This window comes from Methanoculleus thermophilus, assembly GCF_001571405.1.
Classification (GTDB): Archaea; Halobacteriota; Methanomicrobia; order Methanomicrobiales; family Methanoculleaceae; genus Methanoculleus; species Methanoculleus thermophilus.
In genome coordinates this window covers 77,458-93,200 of record NZ_BCNX01000012.1, presented here as the reverse complement: position 1 = coordinate 93,200, position 15,743 = coordinate 77,458, and the positions used below count along the sequence as shown (strand labels likewise).

General features: G+C 60.5%; 18 protein-coding genes and 1 pseudogene. 11 read left to right on the top strand and 8 right to left on the bottom strand.

Going from position 1 to position 15,743, the window contains the following annotated elements; all coding sequences use genetic code 11:
* A pseudogene (locus MCUTH_RS12135) lies at positions 1 to 127 on the top strand (IS5/IS1182 family transposase); the annotation flags it as partial.
* Here the strand turns inward: MCUTH_RS12135 and MCUTH_RS10525 are convergent.
* From MCUTH_RS10525 to MCUTH_RS10505, 5 genes are all read right to left on the bottom strand, one after another.
* Entirely contained in the window at positions 117 to 908 is a 792-nt protein-coding gene (locus tag MCUTH_RS10525) for a Cache 3/Cache 2 fusion domain-containing protein (protein ID WP_224732826.1), read from the bottom strand. The pseudogene MCUTH_RS12135 and the gene MCUTH_RS10525 sit on opposite strands and share 11 nt — an antisense overlap.
* Before the next feature lie 207 nt (positions 909 to 1,115).
* The gene (locus MCUTH_RS10520) at positions 1,116 to 2,042 is read right to left on the bottom strand and encodes a chemotaxis protein CheW (RefSeq protein WP_066958746.1); all 927 of its coding nucleotides are present in this window, start codon (positions 2,040 to 2,042) and stop codon (positions 1,116 to 1,118) included.
* 44 nt (positions 2,043 to 2,086) lie between these two features.
* A complete protein-coding gene (locus MCUTH_RS10515) occupies positions 2,087 to 2,953 on the bottom strand; it encodes a DUF4097 family beta strand repeat-containing protein (RefSeq protein ID WP_066958745.1) in 867 nt (288 codons plus the stop codon).
* Positions 2,954 to 2,976: 23 nt separating this feature from the next.
* Positions 2,977 to 3,813: an ABC transporter permease gene (locus tag MCUTH_RS10510; protein ID WP_066958744.1), complete on the bottom strand. Its 837-nt coding sequence runs from the start codon at positions 3,811 to 3,813 to the stop codon at positions 2,977 to 2,979.
* Between the two features lie 5 nt (positions 3,814 to 3,818).
* Positions 3,819 to 4,769: an ATP-binding cassette domain-containing protein gene (locus MCUTH_RS10505; RefSeq protein WP_066958743.1), complete on the bottom strand. Its 951-nt coding sequence runs from the start codon at positions 4,767 to 4,769 to the stop codon at positions 3,819 to 3,821.
* Positions 4,770 to 5,137: 368 nt separating this feature from the next.
* On the opposite strand from MCUTH_RS10505, the gene MCUTH_RS10500 reads away from it, so the two are divergent.
* From MCUTH_RS10500 to MCUTH_RS10480, 5 genes are all read left to right on the top strand, one after another.
* Positions 5,138 to 5,632, top strand: coding sequence for a hypothetical protein (locus tag MCUTH_RS10500; protein ID WP_066958753.1), 495 nt, complete (start codon positions 5,138 to 5,140; stop codon positions 5,630 to 5,632).
* Between the two features lie 177 nt (positions 5,633 to 5,809).
* Entirely contained in the window at positions 5,810 to 7,279 is a 1,470-nt protein-coding gene (locus MCUTH_RS10495; RefSeq protein ID WP_083524867.1) for an arginine deiminase family protein, read from the top strand.
* 5 nt (positions 7,280 to 7,284) lie between these two features.
* Complete coding sequence (gene arcC, locus MCUTH_RS10490; protein ID WP_066958742.1) at positions 7,285 to 8,229, top strand: carbamate kinase; 945 nt, start codon at positions 7,285 to 7,287, stop codon at positions 8,227 to 8,229.
* 62 nt (positions 8,230 to 8,291) lie between these two features.
* Positions 8,292 to 8,630 (top strand): DUF5518 domain-containing protein, encoded by a 339-nt coding sequence (locus tag MCUTH_RS10485; protein ID WP_066958741.1) that lies wholly within the window; start codon positions 8,292 to 8,294, stop codon positions 8,628 to 8,630.
* Positions 8,631 to 8,697: 67 nt separating this feature from the next.
* Positions 8,698 to 9,069: a DUF5518 domain-containing protein gene (locus tag MCUTH_RS10480; RefSeq protein WP_150468743.1), complete on the top strand. Its 372-nt coding sequence runs from the start codon at positions 8,698 to 8,700 to the stop codon at positions 9,067 to 9,069.
* On the opposite strand, the gene MCUTH_RS10475 is transcribed toward MCUTH_RS10480, so the two are convergent.
* Positions 9,059 to 10,279 carry an MFS transporter gene (locus tag MCUTH_RS10475; RefSeq protein WP_066958739.1) on the bottom strand — a complete coding sequence of 407 codons (1,221 nt, stop codon included), beginning with the start codon at positions 10,277 to 10,279 and terminating at the stop codon, positions 9,059 to 9,061. The genes MCUTH_RS10480 and MCUTH_RS10475 overlap by 11 nt on opposite strands.
* 193 nt (positions 10,280 to 10,472) lie before the next feature.
* Here MCUTH_RS10475 and MCUTH_RS10470 point away from each other — a divergent pair, with 193 nt between their 5' ends.
* The 4 genes from MCUTH_RS10470 to MCUTH_RS10460 all read left to right on the top strand — a co-directional run bounded on the left by MCUTH_RS10470 (position 10,473) and on the right by MCUTH_RS10460 (position 14,186).
* Positions 10,473 to 11,804: an MFS transporter gene (locus MCUTH_RS10470; protein ID WP_224732819.1), complete on the top strand. Its 1,332-nt coding sequence runs from the start codon at positions 10,473 to 10,475 to the stop codon at positions 11,802 to 11,804.
* An 83-nt stretch (positions 11,805 to 11,887) separates the two neighbouring features.
* On the top strand, positions 11,888 to 13,465 hold the full coding sequence (locus MCUTH_RS10465; protein ID WP_066958737.1) for an ATP-binding protein: 1,578 nt from the start codon (positions 11,888 to 11,890) through the stop codon (positions 13,463 to 13,465).
* Positions 13,466 to 13,550: 85 nt separating this feature from the next.
* Positions 13,551 to 13,709: a rubredoxin gene (locus MCUTH_RS11455; protein ID WP_083524866.1), complete on the top strand. Its 159-nt coding sequence runs from the start codon at positions 13,551 to 13,553 to the stop codon at positions 13,707 to 13,709.
* 315 nt (positions 13,710 to 14,024) lie between these two features.
* Entirely contained in the window at positions 14,025 to 14,186 is a 162-nt protein-coding gene (locus tag MCUTH_RS10460) for a rubredoxin (protein ID WP_353743253.1), read from the top strand.
* Positions 14,187 to 14,255: 69 nt separating this feature from the next.
* Here MCUTH_RS10460 and MCUTH_RS10455 read toward each other — a convergent pair whose 3' ends face one another.
* Both MCUTH_RS10455 and tsaA read right to left on the bottom strand, forming a co-directional pair.
* Positions 14,256 to 14,780, bottom strand: a complete 525-nt coding sequence (locus tag MCUTH_RS10455; RefSeq protein WP_066958736.1) for a RimK/LysX family protein — start codon at positions 14,778 to 14,780, stop codon at positions 14,256 to 14,258.
* A 49-nt stretch (positions 14,781 to 14,829) separates the two neighbouring features.
* Complete coding sequence (tsaA, locus tag MCUTH_RS10450; protein WP_066958735.1) at positions 14,830 to 15,312, bottom strand: tRNA (N6-threonylcarbamoyladenosine(37)-N6)-methyltransferase TrmO; 483 nt, start codon at positions 15,310 to 15,312, stop codon at positions 14,830 to 14,832.
* Between the two features lie 83 nt (positions 15,313 to 15,395).
* On the opposite strand from tsaA, the gene MCUTH_RS10445 reads away from it, so the two are divergent.
* On the top strand, positions 15,396 to 15,743 hold the full coding sequence (locus tag MCUTH_RS10445; protein ID WP_066958734.1) for a nuclear transport factor 2 family protein: 348 nt from the start codon (positions 15,396 to 15,398) through the stop codon (positions 15,741 to 15,743).

The following is a 15,743-nucleotide window of genomic DNA, read 5'->3' as shown; positions in this document are numbered from 1 at the left end:
GGAACTAAAGGCACGAAAATACTGGTACCAGGTCAAAGAGATCAAGATCAAAGTGATCCTCCATAACCTAACGAAGGCAGTACAAACAGTCGTGATTGTCGTTGTCTGGAAGGAATTCAACAGAGCCCAATGTACCAGTCGAGCGGCTCGTAGTAGGTGTAGGCGTCTATCATATCGACGCCGTCGATCTCGTGGCGGATGTTCCCGACCTTATTCTGGAACATCTCCTGCACGAACTCTTCGCTGGACCAGTTCTCGCCTTCGAGGGAGGGGTGAACGAGAACCTGCCCGGTGCTGTCGATGACGAACATATAGCCGTTGTTGCCGATGACCGTATCCTTGAGGCTCGCTTTGATGACATCGAGCGTCTCCTCTTCCTCCGTCCCGACGAAGAGGACCCCGACGATTTTGCCGCTGCTATCTTTTATCGGCTCGTACGCGGTGACGTAGCGCTTGCCAAAGAGGTCCCTGCTCCCGTAATATGTCTCTCCCTGTTTCACGACCACATCATAGACGTTCTGGGTCAACTCGGTCCCGACAGCGCGACTACCGTCCGTTCCGATGACGTTCGTGGATATCCGGACAGCATGGTCGCCGTATACTTGAAAGACCGTCGCCGCTCCACCGACCAGGGACTGGACCTGATCGACGATCTCGAAATTGTCATTGATGATGTAGGTGTCGCCGTTCTCGTTTACCAGTGCCAGTTTTCCGTTGATCACTTCGGGGGTGCCGCGGGCGTAGAAGTTCTCCCGGAGAACGTTGAGGTCGCTGTTTACTTTATTGCGTGTGAGTTTGTAGACGTCGTTGGTCCATCCTCGTGCATCATGCACCTGCGTCTCAAGCAGCGTCTCGATCTGATCATTAATCACACCGCTCGAGCTGGTATACGCTACCACGCCAAGCATAAGCGTCGGGATGATTGCCAGAAAGAGACAGATGACGAGGATCTTTGTCCCGACTTTCATATCCGAAAAAAATGTGAACATTTTATACCCGCTCTCCTCCCTTCAGTATAACTAAATAGATGGGTGCGCACCCTGGGTTAAGTAATGTTCCATATAAAACTGAAATTTCCCGGTGATTGACTCTAAAAATATGGCTGGAATGAGACTCTATTGCCTCGTCTGGTGAACCAGCATTCTCGGATCGGCAAGGATTGCCGCCGCATCGAGGAGAATCAGTGAGCCTTCTGCAACACCCAGGAGATACTGTTCTCCGATCGGCGTCATCCCGGGCTCCGCCGGAGCAATGTCGTCTCTCGAGATGGTGCCGATGTCCGTGATATAGTCCGCGAGGATCCCGAACGTCATCTTCCCGTCGGAGAGGACGATGACCCTGTTGAGGTCTGTCAACCCCTGTTTCGGGATCGAGAGGATCCGGGCAAGGTCGACGACGGAGATGATCTCTCCTCTTACGGCACAGATCCCGGCGATGAAATCGGGCACCCCGGGCACCGGCGTGATCTCACGGATGATGAAGACTTCCCGGATGTATCGCGTCTCGATGGCGTACTCGCGGCCGGCGAGCCGGAAGGTGAGGATGTCCGAGGTTACGGCCGCATGGTCCTCCTTATCCTCCATTGCACCTCTGCGCTCTATCCCCGGGGCGGTCTCCTCTCCGGCTGGAGGTATGGAGAACCGCTCGCGCTCTTCTGCAGCACAGAGTGCACCGGGATCATGGATGATAATCGTCCCGTCACCGGCCAGGTGCACACCCGGGTGGGAGGTCGTGCCGTCGTCGGCGGGGAGGCTCCCCTCCCGCACTCCCTGCACCCCATCCACCCGGAGGGCCATGCAGTCCGGCCTGGCATGAGTAATGATGAGGACGTCCGTCGGGAGTGGCGGACGACCCGGGAGCCCGAGGAGATCCCGGACTGGATAGACCGGGATGGTCTCCCCGTGCAGGTTCACGGTACCGTCTCCTCCATCCCTGCTCTCCGGCGAGAGCGCTGCCATGCCGACGACCTGCCGGACGGCGGCGAGAGGGAGTGCACAGGTCCTCCCTGCAACGGTGAAGAAGAGGAGGTGTGAGCGGTTCATTGGGTATTCGAAGATAGGTCCCGGGCGGGTAAAAGGTTGTGGGGTCAGAGCCCTTCCAGGTTGATGCCCCCGTTCGATGTGGTGACGGTGATCGTTGGTCCCCCATCGCCGAGGGTGCCCACGATCCGGGTCCCCGACGACTCCTCGAGCTGGAGCGGGAGGTTGCTTGCCGCGATCCTGCCGCCTGAGGTGGTGGCAATCAGGCGGGCGTCCAGGGTCTCCGCGAGCCGAAGCGTAATCGCGCCGTTGCTGGTGGTTATCTTTACATCACCCCGGACGGCCGGGATGCTTGCGGTGATCGGGCCGTTGGATGTCCGGAGTTCCATGACCCCAGCGGACTCCTCCACCGTGATATGGCCATTGCTGGTCCTTGCGGTGACGTAGCCATCGGCTCCCCGAACCTCGATCGGCCCGTTTGAGGAGTCTGCTGTAATATCGCCTCCGGGAGCGCCGTCGACCCGTATGGGGCCGTTTGAGGTCAAAAGCTCCGTTCCGTTCACCCTTGCCCCGGCAAGATCGATCGGGCCGTTCGAACTCTCGGCCCGCAGAAGGACGGTCGCCGGCGGCAGATGGATCGTGCAGTCCACGTTCACCTGCGGGTCTTGTGCGGTGTGCACCGTCTCGATCCGGAGGGGATCGCCCTCTGTCACCACAATCTGGACTTTGTCAAGCTCCGTCTGGCCGTAGGCGGACCGTTTGACCGCACTGACGGTGACGGTCTCCCCCTCCCGAACGTCCACGGTCACGCCTCCATTGCGGTTGATCACGACGACCTCGCTTCCGGGCTCCACCGTGACCGTCCGGTTGAACTCCTCCGTCGCCTCAAGATCCGGTATCCCGGTGCACCCGGAAAGGGCGGCGGAAGCGATGAGCATCAGCATCGTCAGGATTGCACATGCGGGTTTCTGCATAGTTACACTCACTCACCCATCTATCATGTAACTACCGCCTTCTGAAACGTCCGGCGGGCGAGGATGTACATCAGCGCCGCGAAGATCGCGAGGTATGCGAATGATGTAAGCGCATCGGTTACGGTGTAGGAGTAGTGGGCCCCGACGGCAAAGAAGTCGTTCCCGAGAGCAAAGTAGCGGATCCCGCGGACCAGGTGGGTGAGCGGGTTGAGGATCGAGAGCGTCTGCAGGATCTCGGGAAATCCCTGGATCGGGTAGAGGGCGTTCGAGACGAAGAATATCGGTAGCGTCAGAAGCGTTATGATCCCCTGCAGCCCTTCGGGGGTCTCAAGGCGCATTGAGATGTTTGAGGAGAAGAGGAGGAACCCGAGCGAGAAGACGCCGACAAACGCGTATATCCCGATGACCGAGGTGGCGATCTCGTCGAGTGAGTATCCCGGGAAGAACTGCACCCCGAGGATGAGCCCGAAGATCATGATGATGGTCACCTGGATGAACGACTTTGTCATCCCCGAGAGACTGATCCCCATCATGATATGGGTCCGGGGCATGGGGCTTGCGAGCATCTCGCGCATCAGTCCCCAGTTCTTATCAAAGAGGAGGCTGATACCCCCAAAAAGGCTCGTAAAGAGGGTTGTCATCGCGATCACGCCGGCGGCCATGAAGGTGAGGTAATCGACCGAAAAGACTCCGGGCGGGGCCGGAACGGCCGAGGTGAATCGGTTGATGTTCGACGACATGGCGACCCCGAAGAACGCCATCCAGAGTGCCGGCTGGAGAAGCGATGCGAAGAGTTGCGTCCTGAACCGGACGAACCGGATCATCTCCCGCCAGTAGACGGTGAGAAACTCCCAGCCCATGGCACTCACGCTCCGGCGTCCCGCAGTTCTCTACCGGTGTAATGGACGAAGACATCATCCATCGTCGGTTTCTTTAGGTTCACGCTCGATATCTCGATCCCGGCGTTGCGGACCCGCTCGACGATCCCGGGGAGGCAGTGGCTCCCGTCGGCCGCGATTGTGATCGAGAGCCCCCGGGTCGACTCCTTGATCGACCGGATCTCCTTGACCCCTCGAAGGCTCTCCCGGGCCCTTGCGTTGTCTCTTGTCTCAAGATAGACGACGTCCTCGCCGAGAGCGTTCTTCAGTTCCTCCGGGGTTCCGGAAGCAATGATCTTTCCGTTATCGATGATGCTGATCCGGTCTGAGAGCATATCGGCCTCCTCCATGTAGTGCGTCGTCAGGAATATCGTCGTTCCTGCTCTGTTCACCTCCCGTATGTAATCCCATATCCGCATCCGTGTCTGCGGGTCGAGCCCCAGCGTCGGCTCGTCGAGGAAGAGGACCTTCGGCCGGGTCATCAGCCCCCGGGCGATCTGGAGCCGGCGCTTCATACCGCCCGAGAGGTTCTTCGTCTGTTCGTTTCGCTTTGGGCCGAGTTCCACGACCCGGAGCAGGTCGTCGATCCGCCGTCGCCGCTCGTCACGGGGGATGCTGTAGAGCCGCCCGTGGAACTCCATTGTCTCCCAGACGGTGAGATCGCGGTCGAGCACATCGTCCTGGAAGACGATGCCGATGGATTCCCTGACCCGTGAGGGCTCCCGTGCGACGTCGTAGCCGGCTACCCTCACCGTCCCCTTCTGGAGAGGGAGCAGCGTCGTCAGGATGTTGATGGTGGTGCTCTTTCCGGCACCGTTGGGGCCGAGGAAGGAGAAGATCTCACCTCTCCTGACGGTGAAACTGATGCCGCGCACCGCCGCAAAACCGTCGAAAACATGCTCGAGATCCCGCACCTCGATGATATTCTCTTCTTCCATCGGTCACCGTTCCGCCCCACCCCGGACCGGGGATTGTCTTGCGTTCTCCATCCAATACGAGTGCTACCATATCTCCCTTTCCCTGTGGAATGCGAGCAGCCTGGCCTGGAAATCAATCAGATCTCCGGTTTCTCCCTCCCGCTGCATCCCGGGGTAAGGGGCAGGTCGGCAAAACCACCCACGTAACTTTTCGGCGGCCGACCCTGATGGATATCATAAAATACCTGGACCCCTACATCCCCTCTCAGATACGGCATGTGCGGCTATCCCTATCTCACCAATACCAGCGATTCTAGTCCTCGAACTCCAAACTGCATCCTTCCTGGAGCCGGCGTGCCGGAAGGTAAGGATCTGGCGGGAGGGCTGTGGTGATCCGGTCTTTTTGGGCGGTCTTTTGCCTCCTCTTCGCAGTTCTGGTCTCTGTCGTGCCGGCAGGCGGGCTTGTGATCGAGAATGCCGATCTGAGCCAGGCGGAGGTCAATCTCCTCTTTGCGATGCGTGAGTATACCCTGACCTACAACGGCTACGCAGACCGGCTGCCGGGATGGGTGACCGGGCCGTTCGCGAACGAAGAGGTCAACCTCCACGTCAACTCACCGGACGGTGTGCTGGTCATCGGGATCACCTTCCATGACCGCAAGGTCGTCCAGTTCGACGCAAAAAGCCGATCAAATCCCATCGCCACGGTAACGACCGATTCCTCGACGGTCGAGAGCGTCATGCATTCAGATCAGCCGTTTGATGCCTTCCGGGCTGCGATGAGGAACGGTACCGTCACGATTGAGGGGAATAACCTCGTCGGGAAACTGCGGGTGGGGATGATCCTGTTCGGTCTTTGGGTGCTGGACGTTCTCGGGTTGTAATCAGCCGGCATGGGGTTGCTGCAGGGGTAAAGTTGCCCGGGAATCAGACTGATGGCCGCAAGTACGGCGGGTTGCTGCTTTGAGCCGCCGCTCTCTGGTTCGGACAGATCTCCAACCCGGCTCATGGGTCTTGTTCGCGGCAGGTTTATCCATTCGCGAGCGAGAGAGTCCCCTGAGATGAACCGATACGCAAAAGTTATCCTTTACGGCTTGCTGGCGCTGGCAGTCTTCACCGGGATCAGCTTCATCATCGGCGGGAGAGTGAACTGGGTCACTTGCGGCTGCAACAGCGATCGGGGTGATGATTGCGTACTACGCTGTCGCTTCCCGGCGAAGGTGGTGAGTGAGGTGGTAGTGGGTGTGCGAGCGGAATGGGAGCCGCTTCGGACGGTGGCCGTCCACCGTCCCGGGATCGAGATGTTCTTTGGGTTGCTTGAGCCGTATGCAGCGCTCTACGAGCGGGCATTCAGCCGCTATGAGGCGCGTAGGGAGCATGATATCCTCGTGCAGACCCTCCGCGAGGATTTCGGTGTCCGCGTCCTGCACCTCAAAGAGACGATCCTCGATGCCGCCGACCGTGACCCTGCGGTACGCCGGCGGCTTGTCGACCGGGCATATGGGACCGTCACTCTCAAGGGGGGGAGGAGAGAGGTTTCGGAGGCCCGCCGGAGCATGGAGCAGAACGCCGCCGCTCTGGACTCGCTGCATTTCTTCACACTTCTCCTCTTGAACCCGATCATCGAGGTCGGATGGGGGCACCCCCACGGCGGGGTGGACGTCCGGATCCCGGGGCAGGAACCGCTCGCGAACCTATACTTCATGCGGGATCAGCAGGCGATGACCGATTGCGGCCTCGTCGTCGCCCGACCGGCAAAACGGCAGCGGGCTCGAGAGCCCGATATTACCAGGCTCCTCTGGGAGATCCTCGGCATCCCGATCGCCGGGACGATCGAAGAACCGGGGACGTTTGAGGGCGGCGATTTCATGCCGATGGGGGAGTTCGCCCTTCTCGGCACCGGGGACCGGACGAACCGTGCCGGGGTAAGCCAGTTCCTCGACTTCGTCCCGATCTTCGACGAGGTCGGCGTCGTCCATCAGCCGGGCCACCCGCTCATCCCGAGCGACCGTCCCGATCCGATGGTCGATATGCACCTTGATACCTACTTCAACGTCGCAGGGAGCGGCGTCGTGATCGGCTCTAATGTCCTCCTCCAGCGGGCGCAGGTCGAGGTCTACCACCGGACGGGCACTGGCTACGAGGTCTCGGGCGAGACGACGAACCTCTATGATTATATCCGATCGAAGGATTTCTCGGTCATCGATCTCTCGATCCTGGAGCAGCTCTCCTACGCCGCAAACATCCTCTGCATCCGCGACGGGAGTATCCTTGCGGTGGAGGGGGAGCGGGTGATGCGGACGGTGCTCTCCAACCTGGCGGAGAAGGCCGCGCGCGACCCGGAGCGCTACGGGCGGCTCCTTTCCCACGCGGAGGATGATTACCGCCGGATACAGAACGAAGGACGGTTCTTCCCGCACAAGGCGGAGTTCTCCCGACACGGCATCGAAGTCTGCCCGCTTCACCTCGTGAACCTGACGGGAGGCTACGGCGGCCCCCATTGCATGACCTGTACATTGGAGCGGGGGTGAAGGGGATGGGCAAGAGAGGTGTGGTGATTGCGCTTGGCGGGAACGCCATTCTCCGTCACCGGGAGACGGGAACCGCTGAGGAGCAGGCTGCGAACGTCAGGCGCGCCTCTCACGAGATCGCCGGGATCGTGGGTGAGGGGTATGCCGTCGTCATCACCCACGGGAACGGCCCTCAAGTCGGAGATATCCTCCTCAAAAACGAGATGGCGAAGGACGTTCTTCCGCCGATGCCGCTTGATGTCTGCGGGGCGGAGAGTCAGGGGATGATCGGCTACCTTCTCCAGCAGTCGATGCAGGAAGCCCTCACTGCGGCCGGCATCGGCTGCCCGGTCGCGACCGTGCTCACCCAGACCCTTGTTGCCGGGGACGACCCGGCGTTTGAGAATCCGACAAAGCCCATCGGTCCGTTTTACACCGCTATGCAGGCTAGACGGCTTCAGGAAGAGATGGGCTGGCGGATGGTGCAGATCCCGAGGCAGGGTTACCGTCGTGTGGTCCCCTCTCCGCGTCCGATCGCCCTCATGGAAGGAGAGGCGATTCTCCGGCTCTTTTTGGCCGGCGTGATCGTGATCGCCGCAGGCGGCGGGGGCGTCCCGGTGGTCGCAAAGCCCGGGAGCATGCTTCGGGGCGTCGAGGCGGTGGTGGACAAAGATTATACTGCAGCCCTCCTCGCACGGCTCGTTGGCGCAATAGATCTCCTGATTCTCACCGACGTCGAGCGTGTCGCCGTAAATTACGGAAGGCCCGGGCAGCAGGATATCCACGAGATGACGGTTGCCGAGGCACGCGATCACCTCGCGGCGGGGCAGTTCCCGCCGGGGAGCATGGGGCCGAAGATCGAGTCGGCCATCGACTTCCTTGAGGCCGGCGGAGAGCGTGCAATCATTGCATCGCTTGAACAGGCTTCACTTGCCCTCTCCGGGCGTGCAGGAACACTGATACATCGATAACCGACTCATAACCCCAATGTTTATATACATCATCCCCAAATTTCCGGCGGAGGTGGAAGAGTATGGCTAATAACTTCTGGATGGGCGTCATCGTCGGGTGGCTCGTTGGACTCATCCTCGGCTTCCTGCTGCCGGTCATTGGACCGCTGGTAGGGGGGTTTGTTGCCGGGTGGATGGCCGGGCGCGGGATAGGAACCGGAGCAAAGGCCGGGCTGTTTGCCGGCATCCTCGGTGCCATCGTCATTGCGATACTGCTCCTTATCGGTGGTACCGTACTCCTGGGAGCATTCGGGTTCATCGCGGGCCTCGGGACATCGCTCGTCATCGTCGTGATGGCGTTCATCTACCAGGGCATCCTCTCGCTGATCGGCGGGGCCATTGCCGGGGCGATCCGGCGGTGAGATGGTAGTTGGACAAATTCCGGGGAGGCCTCTCCTCCCCGGCTCTTCTCAACCCGGGAGGCCCTAGTTGGCTGAGCAGGGATCTTTCTGGATATCGGCGCTCGTGGGGTTTATCTTCATGCTCTTCATCAGCCCCTTCTTCCCGGTAGCAGGCCCGATCGTCGGAGGGATCATCGGCGGCTACCTCGGCCCGCCCGGGGCGGTCAGGGGGGCCCTCGGCGGGCTCCTCGACGGGCTCATCGTCGCTGCGATCTTCTCGGTTATTGCCGTCGTGGGGGGGACGGCGCTCCTTGGTCCTATCGGCACACTCATCGGCCTCGGGATCACCGTTCTTCTCTTTCTTCTCGCTCTCTACTTCGGGATCCTCGGCGCCATCGGCGGTGCCGTCGGTGGAGCGCTGAAGGCGTGGATGGTGGAGCGCCGGCGACCTACGGGATGAGGTTCCCGATCCCTTCCTGGAACTTGACTGCGATCCGGGAGCGGTAGATCCAGAGGTAGGCGACCAGCGCTGCAATCTCGACAATGACGACGTACGCGACGATATGCTCGAGGGATACATCATAGAGAACGCCCATCACGGCGCTTCCTACGAACCATGCGGTCCCGAAAATCGCGCTCATGACGCCGTAGACCTGTCCCCTCCGGGCCGCCGCGGTGGACTCTGCGATCGATGCCCGGAGAACCGTCTCAAAGATCCCGATCCCCGCCCCCCAGACGAGTGATCCGGCGAGTGCCGTGCCCGGCGTGGGTGAGAAGGCGAGCAGGACCGTTGAAATGCTGAAGACCGGGATGGTGAGGAGGACATGGGTGCCGAGACGATCGAAGACCCGCCCGATGAGCAGGGCGACAACGACCGAGACCATCATCGCTGAGGCGTAATAGAGGGGGATGGCGGCGTCGGGGATGACCGATTGGGCCTTTAAGTGAAAGGAGATGAGCGGGAAGTTGGCAAACCCAGCCATGCCGAGGAAGATGAACGTCGCGTAGGGCATGACCCCGGGCAGATCGTCTCCGGTCACTCTGGTTCCCCCGTCTGCCTCCAGGCGTCCCGGTCTCGGCACAGACGATCGTGCGAAGAAGAGTATTACTGCAACACCGGCAAGCGGGATCCCGAGCAGGAGAAAACCCGGAGCGTAGCCGCCGGTAGCGGCGAGTGCGGCGGCCATGACGAGGGGCCCTATGACGGCGCCGACCTGATCGAGCGCCTTATGAACCCCGAATCCCCACCCTCTCCCTATTGCCGTTGTCGCGTGGGAGAGGATCGTATCCCGTGCCGGCGTCCTGATGGCTTTTCCGATCCGCTCGGCGATGATGAGGAGGGCTGCAGCCTCCCACTGATGGACGAACGCAAGAAGCGGGATTACGGCGAGCAGACCGTAGCCACCCATCGCCACGTTCCAGTAACGACGACTCTGGTCAACGTAGGCACCGGTCGCAGACCGGAGCGCATATCCTATGAACTCACCAAACCCGGCAACCAGCCCGACGACCGCCGCACTTCCTCCAAGGAGGAGAATGTAGGGCCCCGTGACACTCCGTGCGCCGTTTGAGATCAGGCTCCCGCAGAGGCTTACGATGCCAAGGAGTAGGATGAGCCGGATCGAGAGGTCACGCAGATCCCGCCGGTCATCAGGGGAATGATTGGGCATGTTCCCGGAGGACTTAGAAGAGTAATCTCATTAATTGTACTGCATGGTTGGGCCGCAGCAGTGCCCTTATTTCTCGCGAACACAAATATTTTTGCAGCATAGGCCCCGGGTGCAGATCGGGAACCTGGTGAGATGAGTGACAAGAATGCGGCAGGGCGATGGGCAGACATATTCGCGGGGATTCATCCTATTATTGGTCACAATTGTTACGTTCCTCAACCCGTTCACGGGTTCGGCAATCAACCTTGCCCTCCCGGCCATCGGGAGCGAGTTCTCTGCGGATGCCACAACACTCGCCTGGATCTCCAGCGCCTACCTCCTCGCGACGGTCATCTTCCTCCTCCCGGCAGGGCGGTTCGGTGACACCCGTGGGAGGGTCACGGTCTTTTTGCTTGGTGCCGTCATCTATACCGCGGGTTCCCTCCTCACCATCTTCACCCCCTCGCTCGATCTCCTCCTCGTCTTCCGCTTCGTGCAGGGGGTCGGCGGCGCCCTGATCTACGCAAACAGCGTGGCCCTGATCACGCAGCTCTACCCGCCGGGCGAGCGGGGCGCTGCCATAGGCCTCAACGTCACCGCCGTCTACGCCGGGCTCTCGCTCGGGCCGTTCCTCGGGGGCGTTCTGACCCAGTTCTTCGGCTGGCGGAGCATCTTCATCCTGACCTCGCTGCTTGCCGTTCCGGCGCTCGTCTACGCTGGAAGGTTCCCGGCGTTCTTAAACGAGCGGCAGCAGGAGCACTTCGATGCCCCCGGGCTGGTCCTCTCCTCGGCCCTGATCCTCTGCCTCTTCCTGGGCCTGGCCTCGGTGACCACCCCGGCCGGCCTTGCCCTCCTTGTCGCGGCCCTCCTGCTGGGAGTGGCCTTCTTCCGGGTAGAGCGGCGCCAGCCCTGCCCCCTCCTCCCGGTCCCCCTCATCATGGAGAACCGGATCTTTGCGGCCTCAAACGCCGCCGCCCTGATCAACTACAGCGCCACCTACGCGGTCGGGTTCCTCCTCTCTCTCTACCTCCAGTACATACGGGGCTACGATCCCGTCACCGCTGGCACCATGCTCCTGGTCCAGCCGATCGTCCAGGCCTTCGTTGCCCCGGTCTCAGGCCGTCTCGCCGACCGGATATCGCCCGGACACGTTGCCTCGGTGGGGATGGGGATATCGGGTGCGGCACTCTTCGGCTTCTTCCTGCTCGGGGAGACTACGCCGATAGCTGTGATCCTCGCCCTCCTGATCCTCATGGGTGTTGGGGTTGGGCTTTTTTCGTCCCCGAACACCACCGCCATCATGGGTTCCGTCACGAAGCGGGACTACGGGTGCGCATCGGCGATGACGGCAATGATGCGGTCGCTTGGCATGATGCTGAGCATGGGGGCGGTCCTCGTGGTCTTTGCAATCATCATGGGGGCGACCGCCGTCACGCCTGCGATATATCCAGAATTCCTGCTGAGCGTGCGGCTGATCTTCCTTGCCTTCGCGGTCCTCTCGGCAATCGGTGTCTTTCTCTCGCTTTATAGGAACAAAAAGCCTTGAATATTCAACAATTTTAAAAATAAAACTCTCCGGTGAAGAGAGTAAGTGTTAAAACTCCAAAGACCCTGTGATCTCCTTAACGGATGGACCTCGTAATCGGGATGGCCGGCGACCGGGAGATCGCCATCGATGCCCAGGAGCTGGTGACCGGAAGGACCTGTATCATCGCGCAGTCGGGCGCCGGGAAGAGCTGGGGGATTGCAGTCCTCTGTGAGCAGCTTCTGCTGGCCCGGGTGGGTTTCTGTCTCATCGATACGGAGGGGGAGTACTCCTCGCTCAAGGATCTGTTTCCCCTCCTCTGGATCGGGTCCGGAGATGGATGTGATGTGGATATTGAGCGGGCAAACCTCCGCGAACTGATGCGGGAGGCGATCTGTTCACGGACCGCAGTGATCTTCGATGTCTCGGAGACCGATATGCAAGGAAAGGTTGCTCACCTCGCCAATATTCTCTATGACCTCGAGAGCGAGTTACGGCAGCCGTACCTCTTGATTGTCGAAGAGGCGGACAAGTTCATCCCGCAGTCCGGCGAGTCTCTAAAGAAGATCGAGGAGATCTCCCGCCGGGGGCGCAAGCGCGGGCTTGGCCTCCTGGTCGCGACCCAGCGCCCCTCCCTTGTGACAAAGAACGTTCTCTCGCAGTGTAATAGCCAGATCCTTGGAAAACTCTCGATCGAGAACGATCTCAACGCTGTCAGGCTCTTCTTCTCATCCCGCAAAGAGGCCGGGGAACTTGCGGATCTCGAGCCCGGGGAGTTCTTCGTGATGGGAAAACTTGTTCGAGAGAAGACGAAGATGCGCTTTCGCGAGCGGCTCTGCGAGCACCGGGGGCTGACTCCAAGGCTCGTTCCCGCAAAGCCTCTCGAACCGTGGGCGAGCCCCGGTATCGGGCCGGTCGAGCCGCTCGCCGCAGGCAAAGATGATCATCCTCCTTCAGGGAATGCCGTGGTTCCGGTGTTGCTTCGCGAGGAGGCGCTTGATATTGCGATGGCACGACGGAAGCGCCGCCTCCTCTTCTTAGAGCCGGAAGAGAGGGTCGTCTCCGGAGAGCGGGTTTATCGGCCGCTTCACCGGGTGGAGATTCGCTACATCGGCGGATTCATCAAAAAATCGACAAAGACGGCCTCGTTTGTCATCGATGGACATACTGGGTGCATCGTCGAGATTGACCGTGGGCTGAAGGTCAGGCCGGGGTTCTCGGAGCTCCTGGGGCTCGATGAGGCCGCGGTGAGGATCGTCACCGGGCTAGCAAACGGCGGCTCGACGCTGGTCGAGATCGAGGCGGAGACCCATCTCCCGCCCGATGTGGTGAAGAAGGCGGTAAAGAGCCTTGAGAAGATGAAACTCATCACGGAGGTAAAAACGGTGGGCGATACAAAGATCTATGTCCCACTGCTCGCAGATGAGGTCCCCGCGCTCTCTTCTCTCCGTCCCGGGTCAGAGCCCCCGATGGAGCCGCTCCGGGGCGATCCCCCGGAGGCGAACGTCACGAAAGAATCGCTCCGGACGATCCTCAAAGGCCTCGAGCCGACGGCGGAGATCGTCGGGTTCGAGACGATCTATTACCCGGTCTACCGAATTGTGCTCGCGTCGGACCACGCCGAACGCTCACTCCTCCTCGATGGCCGCACCGGAAAAGAACTTCATTTCCCGGTCTCGTGACCGGAGCGCTTATTGTGCATTGAGTATAATGCTCGTTGTGCCCTATCATCCTCGTGATTGGTTGGGATAGAGAGGTGAACAAGTAGTGGATTCGTATCAATGTACTCTGTGCGGCTATATCTACAATCCTGCAATCGGCGATTTCGACCACGGTATCAAGGCCGGAACGGCGTTTGAAGATCTGCCCGAGACCTGGAAATGCCCACGGTGCGGTGCGGGGAAGAGCCGGTTTAAGAAGTTGTAAAGGTCCTGTCTTCTTTTTTTGGCGATCTGCGCAGGTTTGCGTATCGATCCCCTTCGCCGGAATCCGACGGCCTCGGGTTCATCTCCAGATCTCTTTGACTTTAACGGGTGATCTCTTCCAGGAGGCGAGTTCGTCTGTTGTTTCATTGCATCCGACGCCGAATCGTCTAGGAGACGGTGCCGCCCGTCCTTGACGGGTTTTTCTACGGGGACTTTATCCCTGGATCTTTTGACCGGAGTACTTATCCCTCCGGAGATATATGGGTGGCCGTGCCCCAGGTAAGATCGCGGTCGGTCGGGGCGGTGAGGTGATGAGATGATGGAATCATACCGGTGCGGACTCTGCGGTTACGTCTACAATCCCAGGGCCGGTGAGCCGGGCCGCGGGATCGGGCCTCGCACAGAGTTTGGAGACCTGCCCGAGACCTGGACGTGTTCCCGGTGCGGTGCAGAGAAGAGCCGGTTTAAGAAGGCATAATGGGCTGGTTTTCAGACCGGCCCGGCAAAATTCCAGCGTTTGAGAACGCAAAGCCGCGAGGAGTGGCTCTCAACTATTCCACCGAAAGACCCGGAGTCCCTCCCCGCGGATCTCCCGTCCGGCAAGGTGTTCCATCTCGTGGTCGATCCCGTAGGCGGTCGAGCCCGAGAAGACCATCTCTGTGGTATCAAGGTCTTCGGTCCGGATTGTCCGCTCGGTCGGGTGGACGGTCATCTTTATCACCCGGTCTGAGCCGAGGCGCACCCGGTAGGGGCGTGCGACAAGCATCCGGAGAGGAGAGTTGCCGCACTTCTCGAGCCGGTGGACGGTTCCCTCCCGGTGCAGGAGGACCGGATTGATGAAGAGGTAGATCTCTTCGAGAGAGTAGCCGGTCTTGCTCGCATCGTCATAGACCGTCGTCTTTGTCACTGCCGAGAGCGATTTTATCGTATCGGATGCGTAACTCCAGTCTCCGCCGTAGCGGAGAGAGAAGAGGAGCGGGATGAGGGCATCGGCAGGTATCCCGAACCGGGTGGCAAGACCCGTCTCCGCGACGGCGAAGCCAAACTCTTCCTGGATCTCGTTGATTTCCATCGGTCTGCCCCTGTGCCTGGAACCCGGATAAATGCTCTGGCTCTTCCGGTCAGCAGAATCGATCGTCCGAGCGTACGGTGCGGGCGTCTTCCATGGATCTGGCCAGCCATCCGGCCCGTTCATTGGGGAAGGCGTCAAACGCCGGGACGTAGGGCTTGATGTCCAGGACCGGGGTGCCGTCCAGGATATCCACGTCCTCGACGGTGAGCGTCGGACCCTCGACGGCGACGAGTTTGAGGATCGAAAGCCCAATCGCGTTCGGCCGGCGGGGTGCCCGGGTTGCAAAGACACCGTGCGGGACCTTGTCGAGGAACGGGACCACCTCGAGCGCGTAGCCTTCCGTGCGGTGGAAGTGGTAGAGGAGGATGATCCGGGAAAACCCTGTAAGGTCCTTTAAACCCGGGGCGTAGGCGGGGTCGAGTTCGACCGTCCCACGGACGCCCCGTGCGCCGATGCTCTGGATGGGCATATCGCGGGGGTCGCGGAAGGGAGAGTGGACGGTGCCGATGGGGGTGAATGTGATACCGGTCATGGGTAGTATTCTCTCGCGCCCTGACAAAGAGGGTTTGTGACCGGGCAAGAGTTATTATCTTCCCGTACGTCAGCATACGCTCTATGAACGATCTCTTACCTGTTCTGCTGGATCTCGAGAAGCAAGCCTGGAAAGCTGCCGATCTCCGGGATGTGGCGTTTTACCGCGATTATCTCGCCCCGGAGGCCCTTGTCGTCAGCCCCTGGGGCATCCTGGATCGGGAGGGGCTTCTCCGCGACCTCGCAGAGAACCCAAACGAATTCCCGAAGTACGCCATCGCGGACCCAAAAGTCGTGCCTCTCGGGGAGGGGAGCGCCGTCCTCGTCTACACCGTCTCCTTTGGGGAGCAGAGGCTCTTCGTATCGTCCGTCTATGTCCAGGATCGGGGCCGGTGGAAGGCGGCCTTCCACCAGCGGACGCCCGCACTTTAA